Origin of the sequence: Pseudomonas sp. IAC-BECa141, assembly GCF_020544405.1 — a bacterium.
In the GTDB taxonomy this organism is placed as follows: Bacteria; Pseudomonadota; Gammaproteobacteria; order Pseudomonadales; family Pseudomonadaceae; genus Aquipseudomonas.
Genome location: NZ_CP065410.1, coordinates 1,064,681 through 1,085,896, shown reverse-complemented (window position 1 = coordinate 1,085,896; position 21,216 = coordinate 1,064,681). Strand labels below are relative to the sequence as shown.

19 protein-coding genes and 3 pseudogenes are annotated in these 21,216 nt (G+C 60.1%); 11 read left to right on the top strand and 11 right to left on the bottom strand.

Annotated elements, in window-relative coordinates; all coding sequences use genetic code 11:
• The first annotated feature begins 78 nt into the window (after window positions 1-78).
• From I5961_RS04800 to I5961_RS04785, 4 genes are all read left to right on the top strand, one after another.
• Complete coding sequence (locus I5961_RS04800) at window positions 79-1,047, top strand: LysR family transcriptional regulator (protein WP_085698526.1); 969 nt, start codon at window positions 79-81, stop codon at window positions 1,045-1,047.
• Window positions 1,048-1,364: 317 nt separating this feature from the next.
• Complete coding sequence (locus I5961_RS04795; RefSeq protein WP_085698525.1) at window positions 1,365-1,739, top strand: DUF6124 family protein; 375 nt, start codon at window positions 1,365-1,367, stop codon at window positions 1,737-1,739.
• Window positions 1,740-2,348: 609 nt separating this feature from the next.
• Entirely contained in the window at window positions 2,349-3,323 is a 975-nt protein-coding gene (locus I5961_RS04790) for a 2-hydroxyacid dehydrogenase (RefSeq protein WP_085698524.1), read from the top strand.
• Between the two features lie 191 nt (window positions 3,324-3,514).
• The gene (locus I5961_RS04785; protein ID WP_085698523.1) at window positions 3,515-4,018 is read left to right on the top strand and encodes a DUF2165 domain-containing protein; all 504 of its coding nucleotides are present in this window, start codon (window positions 3,515-3,517) and stop codon (window positions 4,016-4,018) included.
• Window positions 4,019-4,029: 11 nt separating this feature from the next.
• Here I5961_RS04785 and I5961_RS04780 read toward each other — a convergent pair whose 3' ends face one another.
• Window positions 4,030-4,932, bottom strand: coding sequence for a DMT family transporter (locus tag I5961_RS04780; RefSeq protein ID WP_085702510.1), 903 nt, complete (start codon window positions 4,930-4,932; stop codon window positions 4,030-4,032).
• Between the two features lie 139 nt (window positions 4,933-5,071).
• Here I5961_RS04780 and I5961_RS04775 point away from each other — a divergent pair, with 139 nt between their 5' ends.
• Window positions 5,072-5,947, top strand: a complete 876-nt coding sequence (locus tag I5961_RS04775) for a helix-turn-helix domain-containing protein (RefSeq protein WP_227234507.1) — start codon at window positions 5,072-5,074, stop codon at window positions 5,945-5,947.
• Here I5961_RS04775 and I5961_RS04770 read toward each other — a convergent pair whose 3' ends face one another.
• From I5961_RS04770 to I5961_RS04745, 6 genes are all read right to left on the bottom strand, one after another.
• Window positions 5,948-8,377, bottom strand: coding sequence for a TonB-dependent siderophore receptor (locus I5961_RS04770; protein ID WP_227234506.1), 2,430 nt, complete (start codon window positions 8,375-8,377; stop codon window positions 5,948-5,950).
• Between the two features lie 200 nt (window positions 8,378-8,577).
• Window positions 8,578-9,567, bottom strand: a complete 990-nt coding sequence (locus tag I5961_RS04765; protein ID WP_227234504.1) for a FecR family protein — start codon at window positions 9,565-9,567, stop codon at window positions 8,578-8,580.
• Window positions 9,564-10,130: an RNA polymerase sigma factor gene (locus tag I5961_RS04760; protein ID WP_085702506.1), complete on the bottom strand. Its 567-nt coding sequence runs from the start codon at window positions 10,128-10,130 to the stop codon at window positions 9,564-9,566. The genes I5961_RS04765 and I5961_RS04760 overlap by 4 nt, the downstream gene beginning before the upstream one ends.
• Window position 10,131: 1 nt before the next feature.
• Window positions 10,132-10,458, bottom strand: coding sequence for a DUF3325 domain-containing protein (locus tag I5961_RS04755; RefSeq protein ID WP_227234502.1), 327 nt, complete (start codon window positions 10,456-10,458; stop codon window positions 10,132-10,134).
• Window positions 10,459-12,048, bottom strand: coding sequence for a PepSY-associated TM helix domain-containing protein (locus tag I5961_RS04750; protein WP_227234500.1), 1,590 nt, complete (start codon window positions 12,046-12,048; stop codon window positions 10,459-10,461).
• Window positions 12,045-12,350, bottom strand: a complete 306-nt coding sequence (locus I5961_RS04745) for a DUF3649 domain-containing protein (RefSeq protein WP_085698515.1) — start codon at window positions 12,348-12,350, stop codon at window positions 12,045-12,047. Before I5961_RS04745 ends, I5961_RS04750 begins: the two co-directional genes overlap by 4 nt.
• A gap of 121 nt (window positions 12,351-12,471) precedes the next feature.
• Between I5961_RS04745 and I5961_RS04740 the strand changes: the two are divergent.
• A pseudogene (locus I5961_RS04740) lies at window positions 12,472-12,941 on the top strand (TonB-dependent receptor domain-containing protein); the annotation flags it as partial.
• Window positions 12,942-13,012: 71 nt separating this feature from the next.
• On the opposite strand, the gene I5961_RS04735 reads toward I5961_RS04740, so the two are convergent.
• Window positions 13,013-13,420, bottom strand: coding sequence for an HPF/RaiA family ribosome-associated protein (locus I5961_RS04735; protein WP_011332524.1), 408 nt, complete (start codon window positions 13,418-13,420; stop codon window positions 13,013-13,015).
• Window positions 13,421-13,619: 199 nt separating this feature from the next.
• Window positions 13,620-14,567, bottom strand: a complete 948-nt coding sequence (locus I5961_RS04730; protein WP_085698513.1) for a LysR substrate-binding domain-containing protein — start codon at window positions 14,565-14,567, stop codon at window positions 13,620-13,622.
• Between the two features lie 135 nt (window positions 14,568-14,702).
• Between I5961_RS04730 and I5961_RS04725 the strand changes: the two genes are divergently transcribed.
• The 3 genes from I5961_RS04725 to I5961_RS04715 all read left to right on the top strand — a co-directional run bounded on the left by I5961_RS04725 (window position 14,703) and on the right by I5961_RS04715 (window position 17,961).
• The gene (locus I5961_RS04725) at window positions 14,703-16,079 is read left to right on the top strand and encodes an L-serine ammonia-lyase (RefSeq protein WP_085698512.1); all 1,377 of its coding nucleotides are present in this window, start codon (window positions 14,703-14,705) and stop codon (window positions 16,077-16,079) included.
• 63 nt (window positions 16,080-16,142) lie between these two features.
• Window positions 16,143-17,444 (top strand): HAAAP family serine/threonine permease, encoded by a 1,302-nt coding sequence (locus tag I5961_RS04720; RefSeq protein ID WP_227234498.1) that lies wholly within the window; start codon window positions 16,143-16,145, stop codon window positions 17,442-17,444.
• 199 nt (window positions 17,445-17,643) lie between these two features.
• The gene (locus I5961_RS04715; RefSeq protein WP_227234497.1) at window positions 17,644-17,961 is read left to right on the top strand and encodes a DUF3509 domain-containing protein; all 318 of its coding nucleotides are present in this window, start codon (window positions 17,644-17,646) and stop codon (window positions 17,959-17,961) included.
• Here the strand turns inward: I5961_RS04715 and I5961_RS04710 are convergent.
• Window positions 17,958-18,458, bottom strand: a complete 501-nt coding sequence (locus I5961_RS04710) for a phosphate-starvation-inducible protein PsiE (RefSeq protein ID WP_007957255.1) — start codon at window positions 18,456-18,458, stop codon at window positions 17,958-17,960. The two genes, I5961_RS04715 and I5961_RS04710, sit on opposite strands and share 4 nt — an antisense overlap.
• A gap of 293 nt (window positions 18,459-18,751) precedes the next feature.
• On the opposite strand from I5961_RS04710, the pseudogene I5961_RS04705 reads away from it, so the two are divergent.
• Window positions 18,752-19,009, top strand: a pseudogene (locus I5961_RS04705) (YebG family protein); the annotation flags it as partial.
• Window positions 19,010-19,192: 183 nt separating this feature from the next.
• Here the strand turns inward: I5961_RS04705 and I5961_RS04700 are convergent.
• Entirely contained in the window at window positions 19,193-20,212 is a 1,020-nt protein-coding gene (locus I5961_RS04700; RefSeq protein WP_085698509.1) for a Glu/Leu/Phe/Val dehydrogenase family protein, read from the bottom strand.
• 185 nt (window positions 20,213-20,397) lie between these two features.
• On the opposite strand from I5961_RS04700, the pseudogene I5961_RS04695 reads away from it, so the two are divergent.
• A pseudogene (locus I5961_RS04695) lies at window positions 20,398-21,200 on the top strand (SirB1 family protein).
• The last annotated feature ends 16 nt before the right edge of the window (window positions 21,201-21,216 follow it).

Here is a 21,216-nt window from a genome sequence, read left to right as displayed (position 1 = left end):
ACGAGATAATCCCTTGGTCGGGGGTCTCAGCCCCTGAAACTTCGTGTCACAATTTGCCATCTCCCTTGAGAGCACCCCATGGACACATTGCAAAACATGCGCGCCTTCAGTTGCGTGGCCGAAGCGGGCAGCTTCACCGCCGCCGCCGTGCAACTCGACACCACCACCGCCAACGTCTCGCGCGCGGTCTCCAACCTTGAGGCCCACCTGCAAACCCGCCTGCTGAACCGCACGACGCGGCGCATCGCACTCACCGAAGCCGGCAAGCGCTACCTGCTGCGCTGCGAGCAGATCCTGGCCTACGTCGAAGAGGCCGAAGCCGAAGCCAGCGAAGCCCACGCGCGCCCGGCCGGTCAGTTGAAAGTGCACACCATGACCGGCATCGGCCAGCACTTCGTGATCGACGCAATCGCCCGCTACCGCAAGACCCACCCGGACGTGACCTTCGACCTGACCATGGCCAACCGCGTGCCGGACCTGCTCGACGAAGGCTACGACGTGTCCATCGTCCTCGCTCGCGAGCTGCCGGACTCGGGCTTCGTCTCGCAACGCCTGGGCATCACCTACAGCATCGTCTGCGCCTCCCCGGCCTATGTGAAAGCCAACGGCTGCGCACAAAAACCCAGCGACCTGCTGAACCACGCCTGCCTGCGCCTGGTGAGCCCGGTGATTCCCCTGGAAAAATGGGCCTTCGACGGCCCGGACGGCCAGGAAATGGTCACCATCAACAGCTCGCCGTTCCTGGTCAACTCCGCCGACGCGATGAAAACCGCGATCACCAGCGGGATGGGCGTCGGCGTGTTGCCGGTGTACGCCGCCATTGAAGGCCTGCGCAATGGCTCGTTGGTACGGGTCATGCCCAACTACCGCTCGCAGGAACTGAACCTGTATGCGATCTACCCGTCGCGGCAGTATCTGGATGCGAAGATCAAGACCTGGGTCGAGTACCTGCGTGGCTCGTTACCGGAGATATTGGCGGGGCATCAGGCGGAACTGGCGGCTTATGAAATGAGTGGAAGTCTGGCGGGGGCTCGGGTGGCGAATTGACTTGGCCGTCCTACAGACGGGCTGGTTTTTGGCGGATGTTTCCGACAAGTCGTGTCGGTTGTCCCTCGGAAACGAGGTGGATAGGCTTTTGGGGTCGCTGACGCATCGGCGGCCGGGTCTGGAAAACCCGAAGTTCAGGATCACAGCCCATGACATAATGCGGCGTTTTTTCGCGACGTTATGGTAGCTGTACGTGGGAGACCTCCGGGTCTGCCGGGTTTGATCCTTTCCGGTTTTTCCAGTCCGCGTACAGCTGCCACCTCTTTCGCCTGGAAAACGAAGAATGGCAGCTCCTCCAAGACTTAAGGATCTATGCCATGAAAAAACTTACTCCGAATCCCCCTGAAACCAACGACACCTCGCCCTACGAGTCCGCCGATTCAAAAAAACTCCACGAGGCTGCCGAACGCGCCCTCGACCATCACCTCAACCCCTTCCCGAAAAAATGCTCCAGTCGCCGACCAAGCAAGATGTTCCAAGTCGCCCCGGACATGGACGACGAAAGCCTGCTGGCCCACGCCTGCGAATCCCTGGCCACCGCCAGTGCCATGGCCAGTGATGTAGCGGCTTTTTTCGACACACCGCAGCGGCACCGCATCCTGGGTATTCAGCAAGTAATCATGCTGGCGGAACTGGCGGTGAATCGGGTGCTGGACAACGTCGAAGTTCAGCGTTGCCCAACACACAGCTAAGCCGTTCCGACAAAACCGACCTGCCAGCGCCGACTGCATTCGCTGGCAGATCGATTGGGACGCAGAGCGTCCCGGGCTGCATTCCCACGCGGAGCGTGGGAACGATCAAAGCAAAAGCAGTCCGCTTTCTGCTTTCTGCTTTCTGCTTTCTGCTTCTGCTTTCTGCTTTCTGCTTCTGCTTTCCGCTTCCCACCACTCAACACAATGAGCGTTAGCTCGAGTACCGCTCTTGACGTACCGGCCCCATCGGAAGGCTGAGTGTAGGGATTGATCCGGGGGTGGGAGCGAAGCGACTGTTTGGCGAAGCCAAATACATCGAGAGGAGGTGCAGCGAAGCAAACCGTAGGCGATGCCCCCGGATCAATCCCGGAACGAAGGAACACCGAGCCACAGCGAGGTGCCGAACGCAGGGGCCAAGCCTTTTTGGTTACTTTTGAGGCGTTTGTCAAAAGTGACCCGCCGTAAGGGCGGAACCATAATCCGCAACACCCGAAAAAACGGATATAAACCCAAAACCCCAAAAGTCTGGTCGGCCCAGAGGCCGCCAAGACAACCCAAAACAGAAATGTTAGCTTGCTTGGCAACCCAGAACAGCCGAGCCCAATGCCAATGAAAAAAACAGTCCTGGCCTTCAGCCGAATCACCCCACCCATGATCGAACGCCTGCAACAGGACTTCGACGTCATCGTCCCCAACCCGAAAAACGGCGACATCAACGCCCAGTTCAACGAAGCCCTGCCCCACGCCCACGGCCTGATCGGCGTCGGACGCAAACTCGGCAAGGCCCAACTGGAAAACGCCGCAAAACTCGAAGTGGTCTCCAGCGTGTCCGTCGGCTACGACAACTACGACCTCGCCTACTTCAACGAACGCGGGATCATGCTCACCAACACCCCGGACGTCCTCACCGAAAGCACCGCTGACCTGGCCTTCGCCCTGATCATGAGCAGCGCCCGCCGCGTCGCCGAACTGGACGCCTGGACCAAGGCCGGCCAATGGCAGGCCAGCGTCGGCGCATCGCTGTTCGGCTGCGACGTATACGGCAAGACTCTGGGCATCGTCGGCATGGGCAACATCGGCGCCGCCGTCGCCCGTCGCGGCCGCTTCGGCTTCAACATGCCGATTCTCTACAGCGGCAACAGCCGCAAGACCGGACTGGAACAGGAACTCGGCGCGCAGTTCCGCAGCCTTGACCAACTGCTGGCCGAAGCCGATTTCGTCTGCCTTGTCGTGCCACTGAGCGACAAAACCCGCCACTTGATCAGTCATCGCGAACTGGCGCTGATGAAGCCGGACGCGATTCTGGTGAACATCTCCCGCGGCCCCGTGGTCGACGAGCCGGCACTGATCGAAGCGTTGCAGAACAACCGCATTCGCGGCGCCGGCCTCGACGTCTACGAAAAAGAACCGCTGGCCGAATCGCCGCTGTTCCAGCTGAAAAACGCTGTCACCCTGCCGCACATCGGCTCGGCCACCAATGAAACCCGTGAAGCCATGGCCAACCGTGCGCTGGCCAATCTGCGCAGCGCCCTGCTCGGCGAACGGCCGCAGGATCTGGTTAATCCGCAAGTCTGGAAGGACTGATGACCCACGGGGCTGGAGTAAAAGTTTCCCGGCCCCGTCTGTTTTAAACCTGTTTCCCAAATGGCCTGAAGTTATTAACCCCCTTTAACTACACAACTTGAAAACGACTCCTCACCCAACTTCTTTATACTCGCTATAGAATCCCGAGAGTCATCTGCCAACGGACAGACACTACTCACGGAGAATCAATAATGACTTATCTTAAAACCTCCCAACTTATTCGAAGAAGTAAAGTTGCAATCGTTTTCATGGTAGGTATTCTGGGCGCCCTGATTGTTTTCAGCAACGCCACCGATTACAACTCAAACTACATTTACCTTGGTCATATCCTGAGCATGGATACGACAGGCAGCCATTTGATGTACCGGTCGATCAACTCGGAAATGATGCATCACCGGATCTACTGGATGATCATGACACTGGAGACCATATTTACTTCAGCCTGCCTGTTGGGAGGCTATCAACTTGCAAAGAATATAAATGCATCAGACGAGCAGTTTCATGAAGCCAAGAAATATGCCGTGCTGGGGTTTCTCGTGGCGTTGTTTATTTATTATTTTTGCCTGCAAGTCATTGGCATTGAATGGTTCGACATGGATCAATCAGAGGACTGGAATGCCATGAAGTGGGCACAAAGCATTGTCGACTTTCTATTACCGGCACTTATCTTTCTGGTAATGAAAGTCGACAGTTGAACATTCAATATTCAATGTGCAGGTTTGGCGACCATGGCAATGTCGGGTTTGGGTTTGCGAAACACCAACACATTGCCCAACATCACCAGCACCAAACCCACCAATGCCGGCGCCGTCCATTGATAGCCTTCGGCAAAGGCCGAAACGTTCAGCGCCACCACCGGGAACAGCACGGTGCAATAAGCTGCGCGTTCCGGCCCCATGCGACCGACCAGCGTCAGGTACGCGGTGAAACCGATCACCGAACCGGGGATGACCAGGTACAGCAGAGCGCCGATGTAGCGCGACGTCCATTCCATCTCGAACGGAATGCCTTTGACCAGACACCACACCGACAGCATCGCTGCACCGTAAGCCATGCCCCACGCATTGGTAGTCAGCGGCTTGAGACCGGCCTTCTGTTGCAGGCTCGACAACATGTTGCCCGCCGAAAAACACAAGGTGCCGCAGAGTGCCAGGCCAAGGCCGAGCAGGGTTTGCGGACTGGCGTGATGCCCGGCCAGTTCAGGCCAGAACAACAGGCCCAGACCACACAGCCCCAGCGCCCCACCCATCAGCACATTGCGCGCGATACGCTGGCCGAAGAACACCCGCGCATTCAGCGCGTTCCACAAGGTCGCGGTGGAAAACACCACCGCCACCAGACCGCTGGGAATCCACTGACTGGCGGTCAGGAAACACATGAAGTTGACGCAGAACAGGCACAAGCCCTGCGCCACACAGATCAAATGCCCGCGCCGGTTCATCGGTTGCAGGCGACGGCTGAGCAGCAACAGCGCAAACAGCACCAGCGCGGCGAGACCGAAGCGATAGACGATCGACACCGGAATCGCCACCACGCCCAGTTGCCACTTCAGGGCGATCCAGGTGGTGCCCCAGATCAGCACGGTCAACAGATACAACGACAGGTTCATGGCAGACACTCCTTGATTGGCTTTCAGTGTCCGCCTGTGCCCTCGCCCCTCGCTTGCATAAACTTGCGCTTTTGTCGGTGCGCAGGCTGCCAGCGCGAAATCCAGGGAGTAGGATGCAAGGCGTTGAAGAGAACCGATCATGGCCGCCATCGATACCCTGCAAGTCTTTCAAGCGCTCAACAATTCGCCCAATGCACGCCTTGTGCACAGCGCCGAACTGGGTGACGGCTTGTCTGCAGCTTTGTGGACCAATCACCACGACGCCCAGGAATATGAAGCGCCAAGCCATCACACCCTCTCCTGCTACATCGCTGGCGGCACCGGTACCTTCCGCCGTGGCGAACCCGCTATCAAGGGTGGCCCGGACAAGTTGTGCATCCTGCCGGCCGACCATGAATCGGGTTGGGTCATCAACGGTGATATTCGTCTGGCCCACCTGTATTTCAGCGCCGAACAATTTGCCCTCGGTTGCGTGACGCTGCTGGACCGCGAGCCACGGGAAATGCAGTTGCGCGAACAGACTTTTCTGGAGGATCCGCAACAGGCCCGACGGTTTCGCCAGTTGCTGACGCTGAACTGGGACGAACCCGGCGAGCGTTTACTGACCAGTAGCCTGGCCCACGAATTGATCAGCCATACCTTGCTGAGTCAGGTCGGCGTACGTCAGGGCTTGCGCCTCAAGGGTGGGCTGGCGCCGCATCAACGCCGGCAACTGGCGGAATTCATCGACAGCCAATTGGCCGAACCGATCAGCCTCGGGCAACTGGCGGGGTTGTGTGCGTTGTCGGAATACCACTTTGCGCGGATGTTCCGGGTGAGTTTTGGCTTGCCGCCACATCAGTACGTGCTGGCGCGGCGCTTGAGCCGGGCGCGGGAGTTGTTGCGCGCAACGGCGTTGCCGCTGGGGGAGATTGCTCTGGCGTGCGGATTTGCCAGCGCCAGCCACTTCACCAACCGCTTTCGCCAGGTGCTGGGTGGAACGCCCGGCGAGTATCGCCAGGCGTTTTTGCGCTGATCAGAACTCCAGGGTGCTCGACAACGAAATCTGCCGCGAATCGCCCATCGACACGAAGAACCGGCTCGCCGCCGAGGTGTAGTAAGTGCGGTCGAACAGGTTCTTCACGTTGAGCTGGAACTTGACCTTCTGCCCCTCAACCCGGGTGTCGTAAGTGGCGAACGCATCGGCCACGGTGTAGCTCGGAAGATCGAAATCATTCACCGCGTTACCCGCTCGTTCACCGACATAGCGCGCACCGGCACCGACCCGAAGCTGATCGCCACCGATCACGCTGCCGAAGTCATAGACCGCCGACAACGAGCCGCTATTCTTCGCCACGTTTTGCAGCCGGTTGCCTTTGTAGTCCGGATCTTCCGTGACCTCGGCGTCGGTGTAGGCGTAGCTGCCGATCATGCTCCAGCGGTCGCTGAGCTGGCCGGTCAGATCGACTTCCAGACCACGGGAGCGTACTTCACCGGCGGCGCTGTAGATCGTGGTCGGGCCTTCGGCGTTGGCCACCAGCACGTTGCGTTTCTTGATGTCGAACAGCGCGACGTTGCCGGTGATGCGTCCCGGTATATCCAGACGTGCGCCCAGCTCCCAGGATTTGGCTTCTTCCGGCGCGATGCTGCCGTCGAGCACGGTACTGCTGCCGCTCAGCGGGGCGATGGTCGAGTTGGGTTTGAACGATTCGGTGTAGCTGCCGTAGAACGACAGTTCGTCGGTGTAGCGATACACCAGACCTGCGCGCGGCACCCACTTCTGGCCGTTGCTGTCGGTGTTGGCCTTGAACGGCACGCCTTTGCCGGCGTACTGGTCGTACTCCTGGAAGCGCCCGCCAGCTACCAGGATCCACTGGTCGTTGAGGTGGATCGAGTCCTGCAGGAACACCGAATCGCTGCGCAGCAGATCGGTCTGTGCGCTGTCCGCCGGGCTGACGGTGGTGCCTTCGACTTCACGGCCGTAGACCGGGTTGACGTAACTGAAGGTACTCAGGCTTTTCTGGCGGATCAGGTCGGCGCGATAGATCTTGCGGTATTCGTCGTCGACGCCGAACACCAGGTCATGTTGCATGCCCAGCACGTTGACCTTGCCTTCGAGGCTGGCGGTGGTGAAACGGTCGGTGCTGATCGCGCCTCGGGTGCCATCCATGCTGCGGGTCAGCGTGCCTTTTTTGGTGTCGATCGCGGTGACGCGAACCTGGCTGGCATCGTAGGTTTCGCGGTTCCAGCTGTAGCCGAAATGGGCTTTCCAGTCGTCGTTGAGTTCGTGGTCGGCCTCAAAGTGATAGAGATCCGAGCGCCCTTCCATGTCGTTGAATTTTTCGTCGAGGCGCTCGTTGCGCGAGATGTCCAGCGGATGGTTGGTGCGTGGGTCGATCAGGGTTCCGCGATCAAATGGCGTCAGAAATTCTCGATGCTCGTAGGCGAACAACAGCTTGGTGCGCTCGCCATACCAGGCCAGCGACGGCGCGATCAGGGTTTCGCGATGCGTGCCGAAGTTGCGCCAGTAATCTTCGTCTTCGTGATCGAGCACCATGCGATACGCGAGGCCGGAATCCCCCAGTGCGCCAGTGCTGTCGAAGGAGCCGCCGCTGCCATTCTTGCCGTCGCCGTAGGTCGAGCCGCGCAGGGTCAGCGCGTTGTACTGGGTCAGTTCGGGCTTCTTGCTGACCATGTTGACCACGCCGCCCGGATCCTGAATCCCGTAGAGCAGCGAGGCCGGTCCCTTGAGCACTTCGACGCGATCCACGGTCGCGTTCATGCCACGGCCCTGCACCACCGGCATGCCGTCGCGCATGATTGAGCCGTTGCGGTTATCGCCGAAGCCACGGGTCATCACCGAATCCTGGGTACTGCCCAAAGTGTTGCCCTGGGTAATGCCGCTGACGTTGGCCAGGGCATCATCGAGATTGCGGGGTGCCTGATCGCGAATGACCTGGGCCGGGATCACGTTGACGGTCTGCGGAATTTCCTGGAGCGAAGCGGAAGAACGCATCACCGAACTGGTTTCCGGTGGCTGATAACTCATCGGCTGGTTGGCCACCGAGGTGATGGTGGTCGCGCCGAGGTTCAATGCGCCTGCGGTCGGTTGCGGTTCGAGCGCCAGGGTATGGCTGTCGGTGCGACGGAAGGTCAGGCCGGAGCCTGTGAGCAGACGTTGCAGCGCCTGTTCGACACTCATCTGGCCGTTGATCGCTGGAGCGGTCAGACCGTAAGGCGCCTCATCGGTGTAGACCACGCTCTGTCCGGTGACGCGGCTGAAATCACTCAGGGCCTGAGGCAGCGGCTTGGCTGCCAGAGAAAAACTGAATTGCTTTTGCGGCTGACTGCTGACTGTTTCAGCGGCCAGCGCCACGCTCATCGGCAACAGGGCCAATGCCGAAAAACCCAAGGCCGAAACGCCTAACCACTGTTTGACCGAACCCGATTTTGCCCTGGACTTCATTGCTCATGACCTGTGTAGAACCGCAACGGATGCGAATGACTCGCAGTTTCAGTCACTACACGGATGGCGTCCGGGTTTACCTCACCACAAAGTTGAAAATATTTTCGTTGTCGCTGCCGACGCCTTCGCGAGCAAGCTCGCTCCCACCTTGGAATGCACTACCTGTGGGAGCGAGCTTGCTCGCGAAAGGGCCAGTGGGGTTAGCGAAGAATTATCAGATGTTCTAGCACTTGATGCTGCTCGAATCCCAATACCCCTTGCAGCGAGGTCAACACGGCTTGCGGATCCTTGCTCGGAAAGCTGCCGCTGACCTTTCGTGCGCCCAGTTCGTCGTTGAGCAACACGATCCGTCCGGGGTAATAGCGGCGAAGATCCTGCACCACATCGGCCAGTGTCGACTTGTAGTAAGTCAGCCAGCCCTGACGCCACGCCAACTGCGTTTCGCTGTCTACGGCATGCAGTTTTTCCGCAGTGCCTGCGCCGTACGCCACTTGCTGGCCGGCGGTGAGAATCTGCTGCCCGGCATCACGCGTCGCCGTCACACCGACGCGTCCTGACAGCACGGTGACCTGCGCGCCATGAGGTTGCAGGCGCACTTCGAACTGCGTGCCGAGCACCCGCGCCCGGCCCTTCTCGGCCTCGACCACAAAAGGATCACCGGTGTGGGTCACGCTGAAAAATCCGGCGCCGCGGCGCAATTGCACATGCCGCTCGCCGTGATTGAAATTCACCGCGATGGCGCTATCCGCGTCCAGCGTCACCTGCGATTGATCGGCCAGGGTCACGGTGCGGATCTCGCCCGGTGCCGACACGTAATCGGCGCCCAGATCATCGATCCAGCGTTGCGGCTGCCAACCTGTCCCGAGGCTGATCATCAACAGCAGACAGGCCGCCATCGCCAGCGCGCCAGTCCAGCGTCGAAGCGGTACACGGCGCGGCCGGTCCATCGCATCAAGCAAACCCTGCAATGCCAGCGCATCTTCATCGGCCAAGGTGCGCGCCGGCCCTTCGCTCAACTCCCACACCACTTGCGCCTGAGCATAGGCCTCGGCGTGGGCCGGGTCAGCGTGCAGCCACTGGCTGAAGGTCAATTGATCACCGGTGCTCGGGTGATCGTGCAGCAGGCTCAGCCAGGCGAAAGCGGCCTGTTCCTGAGCGGGCGTCGGGATGACGCGGTCGGTGTTGTTCACGGTGCTTTCCCTGGCAGGCGTGGCGCGGGTTCGCGCAGGCTGGCCTTGCAGGCCTCAAGGGCGCGCATCATATGTTTTTCCACAGCGCTTTGGGACAGGCCCATGGCCCTAGCGATCTCGGCGTACTTGCGCCCGTGGATGCGATTGAGCAAAAAGATCTGCCGCGTGCGTTCGGGCAACGCACGCAACGCCGCTTCGACGTGGCGCAAATCGTTGCCCGCTTCGAGCGCCGCCTGCGGTTCGCTGGCGCTGCTGTCGGGCTCATCCGGTTGCCAGCCTTCGTTGACCCGCACCCGCGCGCCTTCACTGCGCAAATGATCGATGGCGATATTGCCGGCACAACGCAACAGATAAGTGCTGAGCTCTTCGACCTGCACCAACGGCCGACGCCAGAAACGCAGGAACAGGTCCTGCACCAAATCCGCCGCCGTCGCCCGGCAACCGACGCGCCGGTTCACCAGCGCTTCCATCTGCGAACGCTGGGACAGGAACACCTGAAGAAAATGCGCACGGGCGCCATGGGGTTCGTCGTCGCGGTGTTCGGGAGGATGGCCGATCAGCATGTCAGTTCAAGACCCACGCAGCGACCGGGCTGGCGAGCAGGCTCAGTCCGGCCATGGTCAATGCCAGACGCGGGCGATAGGGCAACAACAGCACCAGCGTCAACGCACTGAGCATCAATACCGCGCACCAGTCGACCAGGCCGAAGCTCCAGCCTTTCATGGAAACCGCCGCCCAGAGCGACAACCCCAACAACAACCAGCCCGCCAGTTTCAGACCTTGACCAAGGCGAGCTGAAGGTTTGTGGCCCAGCAGTTCTTCGTGATGCCGGGGCATCGCCAGGCACAGCGCGGTGAATGCGCAATAGCAAAGCAACAGCGCCAGCAACATTCAATTCGCCCCTTGCTCAAGGGTGATCGGCCGGGTCTTTTCGCGGACCGGTTTTATCACGCTGACGGAGTGCCCGGCGCGCCGCATTTTCCGGGCGGCCCAGGCCAGGAAGAGTCCGCTGCCCAGACACGTCAGGTCAAAACCGGCCAAGACCCAGTCGCCTTCGGGCACTGTCACGCCGAGGTGATAAGGCGTGGTCAGGCCATTGAGAACCGGCACCGCGACAAACAACGCGGCCCCCAGCGACAGCTGTTCGACCCAGGCCTTGCGCCCCGGCCGCAACATCGCATGGGCCACGCTCAGCCCCCAGGTGATAAAGAACGCGTTCACTTCCCAATCGGCACGCCCGGCCAGACTCACCGGCAGCAGACGATTGGCCCAGAAGAACACGGCAATCGCTGCCACCAGCCCGGCCATGCTGGCGATGTTCAACACTTCAACCAGCCGCAATTCGAAAGGCATCACACCGGTTTTGGCGTGTTTAAGCTGACGCTTGCCGAGCCAGATCACCAGCCCGGTACCAATCATCGCCGTGCCCGCCAGACCGCAGATGAAATACAGCCAACGCAACACCGGCCCGGCAAAGTGGCCCATGTGCAACCCGTAGAAACTGCCGGCAATCGCCATCGCCATTGGCTGCTCAGGCACGCTGCCAATGATTTGTCCGCTGACACCGTTGAAGGTTACGGCGCTACCGGAGTCGTTCACCACACGGTCGGAGCTCGCGCGGGACATCACCACCGAGGCATTGGCGTCGCCCGGATTGTTGACGCTGATACGTCCGACATGCCCGCCCGACCATTGCTCGCTGGCCGCCAGCACAAGGGACGCCAGCGGTGCCAGTGTCGCCGGTTGATTGGCTCGCTCGGGAATATTGGAGGCGGGAAATACCTCGTCGTAAAACGCCCGGACGTTGTCGCCGTACGAAGCCAGAATGCTTGCCGGCATCACCATCGACATAAAAATCACCAGGCTGCTGTAGGTGATCATCAGATGAAACGGCAGCACCAGCACGCCCACCGCATTGTGTCCGTCGAGCCACGAACGCTGGCCCTTGCGTGGGCGGAAGGTGAAGAAGTCCTTGAAGATTTTCTTGTGGGTGATGATCCCGGTGATCAGCGCGACGAACATCACCATGGCGGCGATGGTCGAGAGCCAGCGGCCCCACGGGTAAGGCATTTGCAGCTGGAAATGGAAGCGATAGAAGAACTCGCCGCCCATGCTTTCCCGGGCCTGTATTTCGGCACCGGTCTCTGCGTCGAGGGTCTTGCGGATGAATGCGCCGCGTTCGCCGGGCCTGGCGGGCGACTGCTGCCAGCCCACGCTCAGGCCGGGATCGCGGGCGTCGGGCAAACCGATGATCCAGCGTGCGGCGTCGGGGGCTTGTTGTTGCAGATACTGCTGGGCCAGCGTCAGGCTTTTTTCGGCATCCAATGGATGGGCGACGATCTCCGGCCGCATCCAGTGACTGGTTTCATCCTTGAAATAGGCCAGGGTTCCGGTCAGGAAAATCGCGAACAATAGCCAGCCAAAGACCAGCCCGGTCCAGGTGTGCAGCCAGGCCATCGCCTGCCGAAAGCCTTCTTTCATGCCAGCCCCAGACCGCGCGCAGCCCCGGACACGGTCGCCAGGATCACGCTCGGCACCAGCAGACCGACCCACGCCGACCACGCCGTACGACAGGCAAAACACCAGAGCACCGCCACCAGATAGACCAGAAACGAAACGGTCATGCCGGTGACAACCGCTTCGGCGCGGTTCAGCGGCAACCACAGTGTCAGCGTGACACTGGCCAGCGCCGCGACCAGATAGCCGCCAAACACCGCCGCGAGCACCCGCGAAGTGACGGCCAGACGATAGGACATGGGGAGAGTGGCGAGTTTGGCTTTCATGTTTCGACCCTGAAACGGTTAACGCCCGGTCAACAGACCGGGACGGCAGGCATGCGATATTAATGATAAATATTCTCATACGCAAAAGAGTCTGATTGCCGGGCATCACTGACAGCCCTACAATGCGAACCATTCTTTCGGCAGCGTGCAATACAGCCAGATGCCCAACCGCGTGAGCAGCGGCGAAGTGAAACTGGAAAAGGCCCGCACATGGGAAGTCGGCACCCGTTACGACAACGGTGCGCTGCGAGCGGAGATCGGCGCATTCCTGATCAACTTCGACAACCAGTACGAAAGCAACCAGACCAACGACTCGGTCATCACCCGTGGTGAAACCCGGCATCAGGGCATCGAGACCAGCGTCAATTACGCTCTCGACGACTTGAGCCCGGCGCTGGCCGGCTTCGATGTCTACGCCACTTACGCCACTTACGCCAAGACTTCGGCCCGCAGTTGTCGGACCTGAACGTGGCGGTGGGGGTGAAGAACATCTTCAACACCCAGTACTTCACCCGTTCGTTCGATGACAACAAAGGCAAGTATGTCGGTGAGCCGCGCACGGTGTACCTGCATACTTCCGTTGCTTTTTGATCCCTGCCGAAAACAGAAAGGGCCTGCAATTGCAGGCCCTTTCTCATTGGGTGGCTTGGAAAATCAGCGCATCAACTGTTGATCGCTGCCTGTTCGTTTTCGTCAAACTCTTCCGCCAACAGCTTGTCATTGGCTTTGCTTGTGAATGGCACCACAGCGGCCCGCGGTTTGCCGCGCAGTTTGCCAAACAGGTGCTCCAGCGCGTGCTCCAGTTTTTCGGCTGCACCATCGATCGCCTGTTCCAGCGAATCGGCTTTGTGGGTGACGGAAATCGGTTGATGGCCTTTCGGCCGCGCTTCCAGTTGGCAGCGCAAGTCATGGGGACCCGGCTTGTCACCGTTCTCGTCGCTCAGATGGACTTCGACACGGGTCAGGTCTTCCTCATAACGGTCGAGCGTGCTCTCAATTGTGGTGCGTACCCACTCCTCCAGTCGTTTGCTGCTTTGAATATGGTTGTCGCTGTTGACTTGGATTTGCATAGTTCATCCCTTATTTCAGCTAGCTCGCAAGAGGCCTGGAACAGGATTTCGTGACCTCTTGATTACAACAATCGGCCCGCCGGACGAACATTTCAACCCCTTAAAAAGATAAATATTCATACGCAAAAAAAGCCGGACAACCGAGCAAAGCGCTGGTAAGGTCGGGAGTTGCATCGCCCCGCCACCCCGAAAAATCTGCTCACAATTGGCCATCACCCAACGGGTGCAGGCTGCGAAAAATCCCCGCCTCTTCCACCAGCCAGTCATGCACCGCCCGCACACCCGGATGGCTCAACGCCCCCGGCGAGTAGAGCAAGACATAGCGCTTGTGATTGGGTACCGAAATCCCGAACGGCACAATCAGCGTTCCCCGCTCCAACTCGTCGTTGAGCAGCGTGCGCCGGGCAATCGCCACGCCCATACCGGCAATCGCCGCTTCGATGGTCAGGTGGTTGCGATTGAATGTGTGCCCGCGCCGCACATCGGCGCCCTCGAAACCGATGGCATTGAGATAAAACTCCCACTCCGCGTATTCGTAGCTGCCGCGCCAGGCAGTGATGTCGTGCAACAGCGGGAAATGCACCAGATCCGCCGGCCCATGCAGCGGTGGTCGCCCACGCAGAAGGCCCGGCGCGCACACCGGAAAAATCTGCTCATCGAGCAAGGCTGTGGATAACAGTCCCGGATAGCTGCCATCGTTCAGGTCGATGGCCAGGTCGAAATCCCCTTCATGTAACGGCACGCTGCTGTCCTCGGCCACCAGCCGCAGCTGTATGTCGGGATAACGCTGTTGCAGACGCGGCAGGCGCGGGGTCAGCCATTTGCTGAGGAACGACGGAATCGAGCGCAGCCGCAGAATCCCGCTGATCATCCCTGCATCAAGACGACGCAATTCCGCATCGATGCTGCCGTAAGCCTCGTTGACCGTAATCGCCAGTCGCTGCCCTTCCGCACTCAGCTCCACACCCCGCGCACGACGGTGAAACAGACGAAAGCCCAGGCGCTCTTCCAACTGTCGTATTTGCTGACTCACCGCTCCCGGCGTGATGTGCAGTTCTTCGGCACATCGGGTGAATGACAGGTGCCGCGCGGCACAGGAAAACACCTGCAGCCAGACGTAAGTCTGGGCATGCAATTGACGACTCATGGTTTAGTCCTGCTAAAGGCTTACTTAGGAAGTTTCGTTAGTCACGCTGAAGCGAGACAGGCAGTATCGCCGACATTGCGCTTGTCCTACAAAAAATGGCAGCGATTCCTACTCCATTGCTTGTAAGGGTTTAGCATGGCTATCAGCGTTTTCGATCTATTCAAAGTCGGCATCGGCCCGTCCAGCTCCCACACCGTCGGCCCTATGCGCGCCGCCGCGACCTTCGCCCAGGCCCTGATCGACCAGCGTTTGCTGAATGATGTGCAGCGAGTGGAAATCCGCTTGTACGGCTCGCTTTCGGCCACCGGTGTCGGCCATGCCACAGACCGCGCGACGGTCATGGGCTTGATGGGCGAATGGCCGGACAGCATCGATCCGTCGACCATCGAACCGCGCATCCAGCAACTGCGCGAAACCGGCCAACTGTCTCTGGCCGGTGAACGTTCGATCGCCTTCAACTGGCAGCACGATCTCCTGCTGCTGGACGAGAGCCTGCCCTACCACCCGAACGCCATGTCGCTGACAGCCTTCGGTGCATCCGGGCAACTGTTCGAGCAAACGTACTACTCGGTCGGCGGCGGTTTCATCATCGAAGCGGCCGAAGCCGAATCCGGCGTAGTGCCGGCCGGCGACGTCGAGTTGCCATACGAATTCTCCAGCGCCGTCGAACTGCTGGCGCTGTGCAAGCAGCACAACCTGCGGGTTTCCGAACTGATGATGGCCAACGAACGGGCCTGGCGCAGCGACGCCGAAATCCGTCAGGGCCTGCTGCACATCTGGTCGGTAATGCGCGAATGCGTCGAGCAGGGCCTGCGTCACGAAGGCGTCCTGCCTGGCGGTCTGAATGTGCCGCGTCGTGCCGCGAAATTGCACCGCAGCCTGCTGGAAATCGGCAAGCCGAACGTGATCAGTTCGACCCTGTCGGCGATGGAATGGGTCAATCTGTTCGCCCTCGCCGTCAACGAAGAGAACGCCGCCGGCGGGCGCATGGTCACCGCGCCGACCAACGGCGCCGCCGGGATCATCCCGGCCGTTCTGCACTACTACATGAAATTCAATCCGGATGCGTCCGACGATGACGTGGTTGCGTTCTTTCTGGGCGCGGCAGCGGTCGGCATCCTGTGCAAGAAAAACGCTTCGATCTCCGGCGCCGAAGTCGGCTGCCAGGGCGAAGTCGGCTCTGCCTGTGCGATGGCTGCTGCGGGGCTCGCCGATGTGCTCGGCGCCACCCCGGAACAACTGGAAAACGCCGCCGAAATCGGCCTCGAACACAACCTCGGCCTGACCTGCGACCCGGTCGGCGGGCTCGTGCAGGTGCCATGCATCGAGCGCAACGCCATCGCTGCGGTGAAGGCGATCAACGCCACGCAAATGGCCCTGCGCGGCGACGGCAAACACTTCATTTCCCTCGACCGGGTGATCCGCACCATGCGCGATACCGGCGCCGACATGCATGACAAATACAAAGAGACTTCACGGGGCGGCTTGGCCGTGAGCTGGGTGGAGTGCTGAGGAGCGCTCCCTGACCGCCCGTAACACGTGAGCCCGAGCAAGAATAATAACGAGGCAAAAACGATGACCGATGTACGCACACCTGCTGCCGAAAATCCCGCTGTAGACCGCATATGCAACAACGAAATCGCCCACAAGGGCTGGAGCAAATTCGACACCACCTGGATGCTCGGCCTGTACGGCACGGCCATCGGTGCCGGCACCTTGTTCCTGCCGATCAACGCCGGTGTCGGCGGCTTCTGGCCGTTGCTGATCCTGGCGGTGCTGGCATTCCCGATGACTTTTTTCGCGCACCGGGGCCTGACCCGCTTCGTGCTGTCGGGCCGCTCCGGCGACATCACCGAAGTGGTGGAAGAACACTTCGGCATCGGCGCCGGCAAGCTGATCACGCTGCTGTATTTCTTTGCGATTTTCCCGATCCTGCTGGTGTACAGCGTGGCGCTGACCAACACCCTGGGCAGCTTCCTTGAACATCAATTGCACATCGCCCCGCCGCCGCGCGCGGTGCTGTCGCTGGCGCTGATCCTCGGTCTGATGGCCATCGTCCGCTGCGGTCAGAGCGTGATCGTCAAAGCCATGAGCGTGCTGGTCTATCCGTTCGTCGCCGCGCTGCTGTTGCTCGGCATCAGCCTGATTCCAAACTGGAACGGCGCATTCTTCGCCAGCGCCCGGGAACCGATGGAAATGTCGGTGTTCCTCAAGACCCTGTGGCTGGCGATCCCGGTGATGGTGTTCTCGTTCAACCATTCGCCGATCATTTCCGCCTTCGCCGTCAACCAGAAACAGCGCTATGGCGATCAGGCCGAGCGCAAGAGCAGCGGCATTCTCGCCATGGCTCACGGCATGATGGTTGTCACGGTGATGTTCTTTTGCTTCAGCTGCGTGCTGGCGCTGTCGCCGGCGGATCTGGCAGCGGCCAAGGCGCAAAACATCTCGATCCTGTCGTACCTGGCCAACCACTTCCAGACCCCGGTCATCGCTTACGCTGCGCCGCTGATCGCGCTGGTGGCGATCACCAAATCCTTCCTCGGCCACTACATCGGCGCCAGCGAAGGCTTCCAGGGCATGATCGTCAAAAGTCTGCGCAGCCGTGGCCGGGTGATGTCGGCGAGCTGGCTGAACCGTGCAACCGCGCTGTTCATGATCCTCAGCTGTTGGGCCGTGGCGACCTTCAACCCGAGCATCCTCGGCATGATCGAAACCCTCGGCGGCCCGGTGATTGCCTGCCTGTTGTTCCTGATGCCGATGTACGCCATCCGCCGCGTGCCAGCCTTGCGCCAGTATTCGGGCCAGGCGTCCAACGTGTTCGTGGTGCTGATCGGTCTGATTGCACTGTCAGCGATCATCTACTCGGTTCTGCCCTGAAACGGGCCGCAAACGAAGAAGGCGAGCCATGGACTCGCCTTCTTTTTGACCGGTTTCATTGTTCGACAATATTCCCGGCATGTCCCTTGCTACATCGCTGAAGGAGACGGGACCACGGAAGGGCCGATGGTCAGGTTTGGCGAACCAACCCGATCAAGGCCGGTCAACAACTGCACGTTCAATCAGGCGGTGACGCATCATGGACAATCCTTTTCAGATCATTACCGATGCCTTCGCGCCGGACTATCAGATCAACCTGAGCATTCAGGGGCTCGACGGCAGCATCATGCTGACCCTTTCCAACGGCGGCCGGATCGTCGCCAAACGGATGATCAGCGCCGAACAGCGCAACGACCCCAAGCGCCTCAAGCGCCTGGTGCAAAGCATTCAGTTCGGCATCGCCATCGAGCAGGGCCATAGCGCCATGGCGATCCTCGACGCCATGACCCGCGGCGACGGAATCACTCCGCCACCGCGTCAGGCCAGACATCATCCCCGGCCAGCTGCCGGCCTCTAGAGTTCGCCCTTCTCCACTTCCGGATGTTCACTGGAACCCGTGCCGATCTTGCGGTGCGGGTTCTCGATTTTCACCGAAGGGAATTGCGATGAGGCGTAACGCACCACCAGGATCGAAAACGCCAGCAGCAGAATCCCGCCGCACAGGTAGATGATGCCCATGTCTGGCGGATTGTGGTGGGAGACGTTGGAGATCAGCAGGCGCGTCAGCGCCGTGATTGCCACGTAAATCAGGAATCGCACCGGCATGTGGTTAGTCTTGAAATAAATCCCGACCATCGCCCCCAGTTCCAGATAGATGAACAGCAACAGAATGTCATCGATCTTGATGTGCCCTTCCTCGAGCATCCCGAGAAATTCCATCACCGCCGCCCACGCGGTCACCGCACCAATGGCGAACAGCGCCAGGTAGTGGAAAGTCTCGACGAACAGGTTGCCCAGGGACTCGGCTAGTTGATGCACGTTTTGCCGCAGTTTCTCGGCCCAGTTGATTTTCACGATGAAGGTTCCTTAGCCCGGTTCGAGCGGATGTTGCGTGCTGGACGTGACGGTTATTGCACACGTACGCAGATGCATGCAGAAAAGAGGCCACGCCATGATGGCGAGGTGACGCAAAACCCGCGCCGTGGCGTTTGGTCGCACCTGCGCGCAGGCGCAGGGCTGACAAAATCCGAATCCGGTCTACATTGAAAAGCCACTACCCAAAGCGCAGGGATTCGCTTATCCTTTTCGCTGTATATAGATACAGTAGTCGCGAAGACAACTTAATGTGAAGGCATGTGAGGTGGTGAATGGCCGTCGAAGTGGTATACCGCAGCAGCCGAGATCTGGAGCGCTTGTTCATGGATAAAGCCGAAGCTGACCGTCATGACAAAATGCTCGAACTGGCCGAACTGTTGGCCGAAGTGCTGGAAAAAGCCGTTCCTTCGTTGAGCGAGCAGCAAGTGGAAGAAGTCGGGATCTTCATGGCGAAGAACCGCGATGTGTTCGCCCGGGCGTTCAAGAGCCAGCCTGACGCATTGTCGGAGTTGATCAACGCACCAGCGGCACCGGTTGTGGCAACCGAGCCTGCAGAGGTGGCTGAACCGGCAGAAGCGCCGGCCAAACCTGCCAAGGCGGCAAAGGCTGCGAAGTAATCGGCATCTGAATTGACGCCTTTGAATTGAATAGCCTCGGAATTGAATAGCCCCTGAGTTGAAAGACTCAGGGGCTTTTTCATGCCCGGACAAACCTCAGCGGTACAACACCTTTTCCGCCAGTTCGTCCGCCACCCGCGCCGGTGAACGTTTTTCCGCCTGGGCATGGGCAAAAACTTCAGTCAGCCGCGAACTGATTTTCGACAGATGCGCAGTGATGGTCGTCAGTTCTTCGCCCCGGTGCTTGAGGGAAACGTAGATCAGCCCGCCGGCATTGATCACGTAATCGGGTGCATACAGGATGCCGCGCCGTTCCAGTTGATCGGCGACGTCCAGATGCGTCAGCTGATTGTTGGCCGAGCCCGCCACCGCCGAGCAGCGCAACTGGGTGACCGTGTGGCTGTTAAGCACACCGCCAAGGCCGCACGGTGCGAGGATGTCGCACGGCGTGCTGAGCAATGCGTCGTTGGCAATCGGATGGGCGTTGAGCTGTTCCATCGCCAGTTGCACCTTGCCGTGGTCGATGTCGCTGACCAGCAGTTCGGCGCCCGCTGCGTGCAACTGCTCCGCGAGCGCAAACCCGACATTGCCCAACCCCTGAATTGCCACGCGCAAGCCTTCAAGATTGTCGCTCCCCAGCCGTGCCATGGCCGTGGCGCGAATCCCGGTGAACACGCCCATCGCGGCATGCGGCGCCGGGTCGCCGGCTGAAGTAGTGCTGGTGACATGCTGAGTCTGCTGGGCGATGCAATCCATGTCCGCCACCGAGGTGCCGCTGTCGATGGCGGTGATGTAGCGCCCGTCGAGCTGATCGATGCAACGGCCGAAGGCTTCAAACAATGCAGCGCGGTTTTCCACGTGGACCGGCCGCACGATCACGGCCACCCCGCCGCCCTGAGCAAGACCGGCCAGCGCGGCCTTGTAGCTCATGCCCTGGGCCAGGCGTATGGCGTCCTCGACTGCAGATTCGTCGTTCGGGTAGGCAAGATAACGACAACCGCCCAGGGCTGGCCCGAGGCGACTGTTATGGATGGCAATGACCGCCTTCAATCCGGACACCGGATCAACGCTAAGGTGCAGCGATTCCAGGCGAGTGCTTTGCATGAGAGCAAACATCGGCAGGCTCCCGAATCACTTCTGGTAGACGCCAGTATAGGCTTGCGCCCAAAAATTGCTGAAGCGCACGGGAATAAGGCCCGACAGCGACCAATACGTTGCGGCATAACCCGATGGCAGAGCAGCCCCGACACTGGACGAATGGCAAAGACGGGGCTAAAACGAGGCATGCTCCGGAGATTGAGATGAGTCCGCGCCAACGTTTCTTCGATTGTCTGCACCGTTCACCGCCCGCGCTGTTCGAAGCCGCGTTGTGGATGGCCGCCGAACACGACAAACAAGCCGATCCCGAAGCGCTGTTGCAGGAATTCAAGGAACTGCAGCAGCGAGTCAGTTATGGCTTGCCGTTGCTTCCGGTCAGCGAACTGGCGCAACCGTTGCTGCGGCGCATGACTGACCTCGGTTTTGCCCAGGATGATTTCGTACCGCTGCGTCCGCAGGCCGCGATGGTGCACAAAGTCATGCAGACCAAACGCGGCCAGCCGCTGGCGCTGGCACTGATCGCCCTGGAACTGGCCCGAGGTCTGGAGATCCCGCTGGTTGGCGTGAACTTCCCGGGCACTTCCTGCTGAAGGTGCCCGGAGCCGATCACCTGCTCGATCCGTGCGGCGGACGGCGCCTGTATCCGAACGATTGCCGCGAACTGCTGCATCGCCAGTACGGCCATCAGATGAAACTCAACGCCGACCACCTGCTGACTGCCGAGCCGGTGCAGATGCTACAGCGTCTGTCACGCAACCTGCGCCAGTTGCACCTGACCCACGACGATTTCATCGCGGCGCTGATTGATGCCGAGCGCGTGCTCGAACTGGGCAACGCCAGCGCCGCCGATTACCTGGCCCGGGCCAGTCTGTACCAGCGCCTCGATTGTCCGAACGCCGAGCGTTTCGATCTGGAGCACGCGCTGTTGCTCAGTGACGACCCGATTCAGCGACTTCGCCTGACGGAACGGCTGGGGCATCTGCCACCCAACTCAGTCGTCCACTGATCCCTTGTGGGAGCGA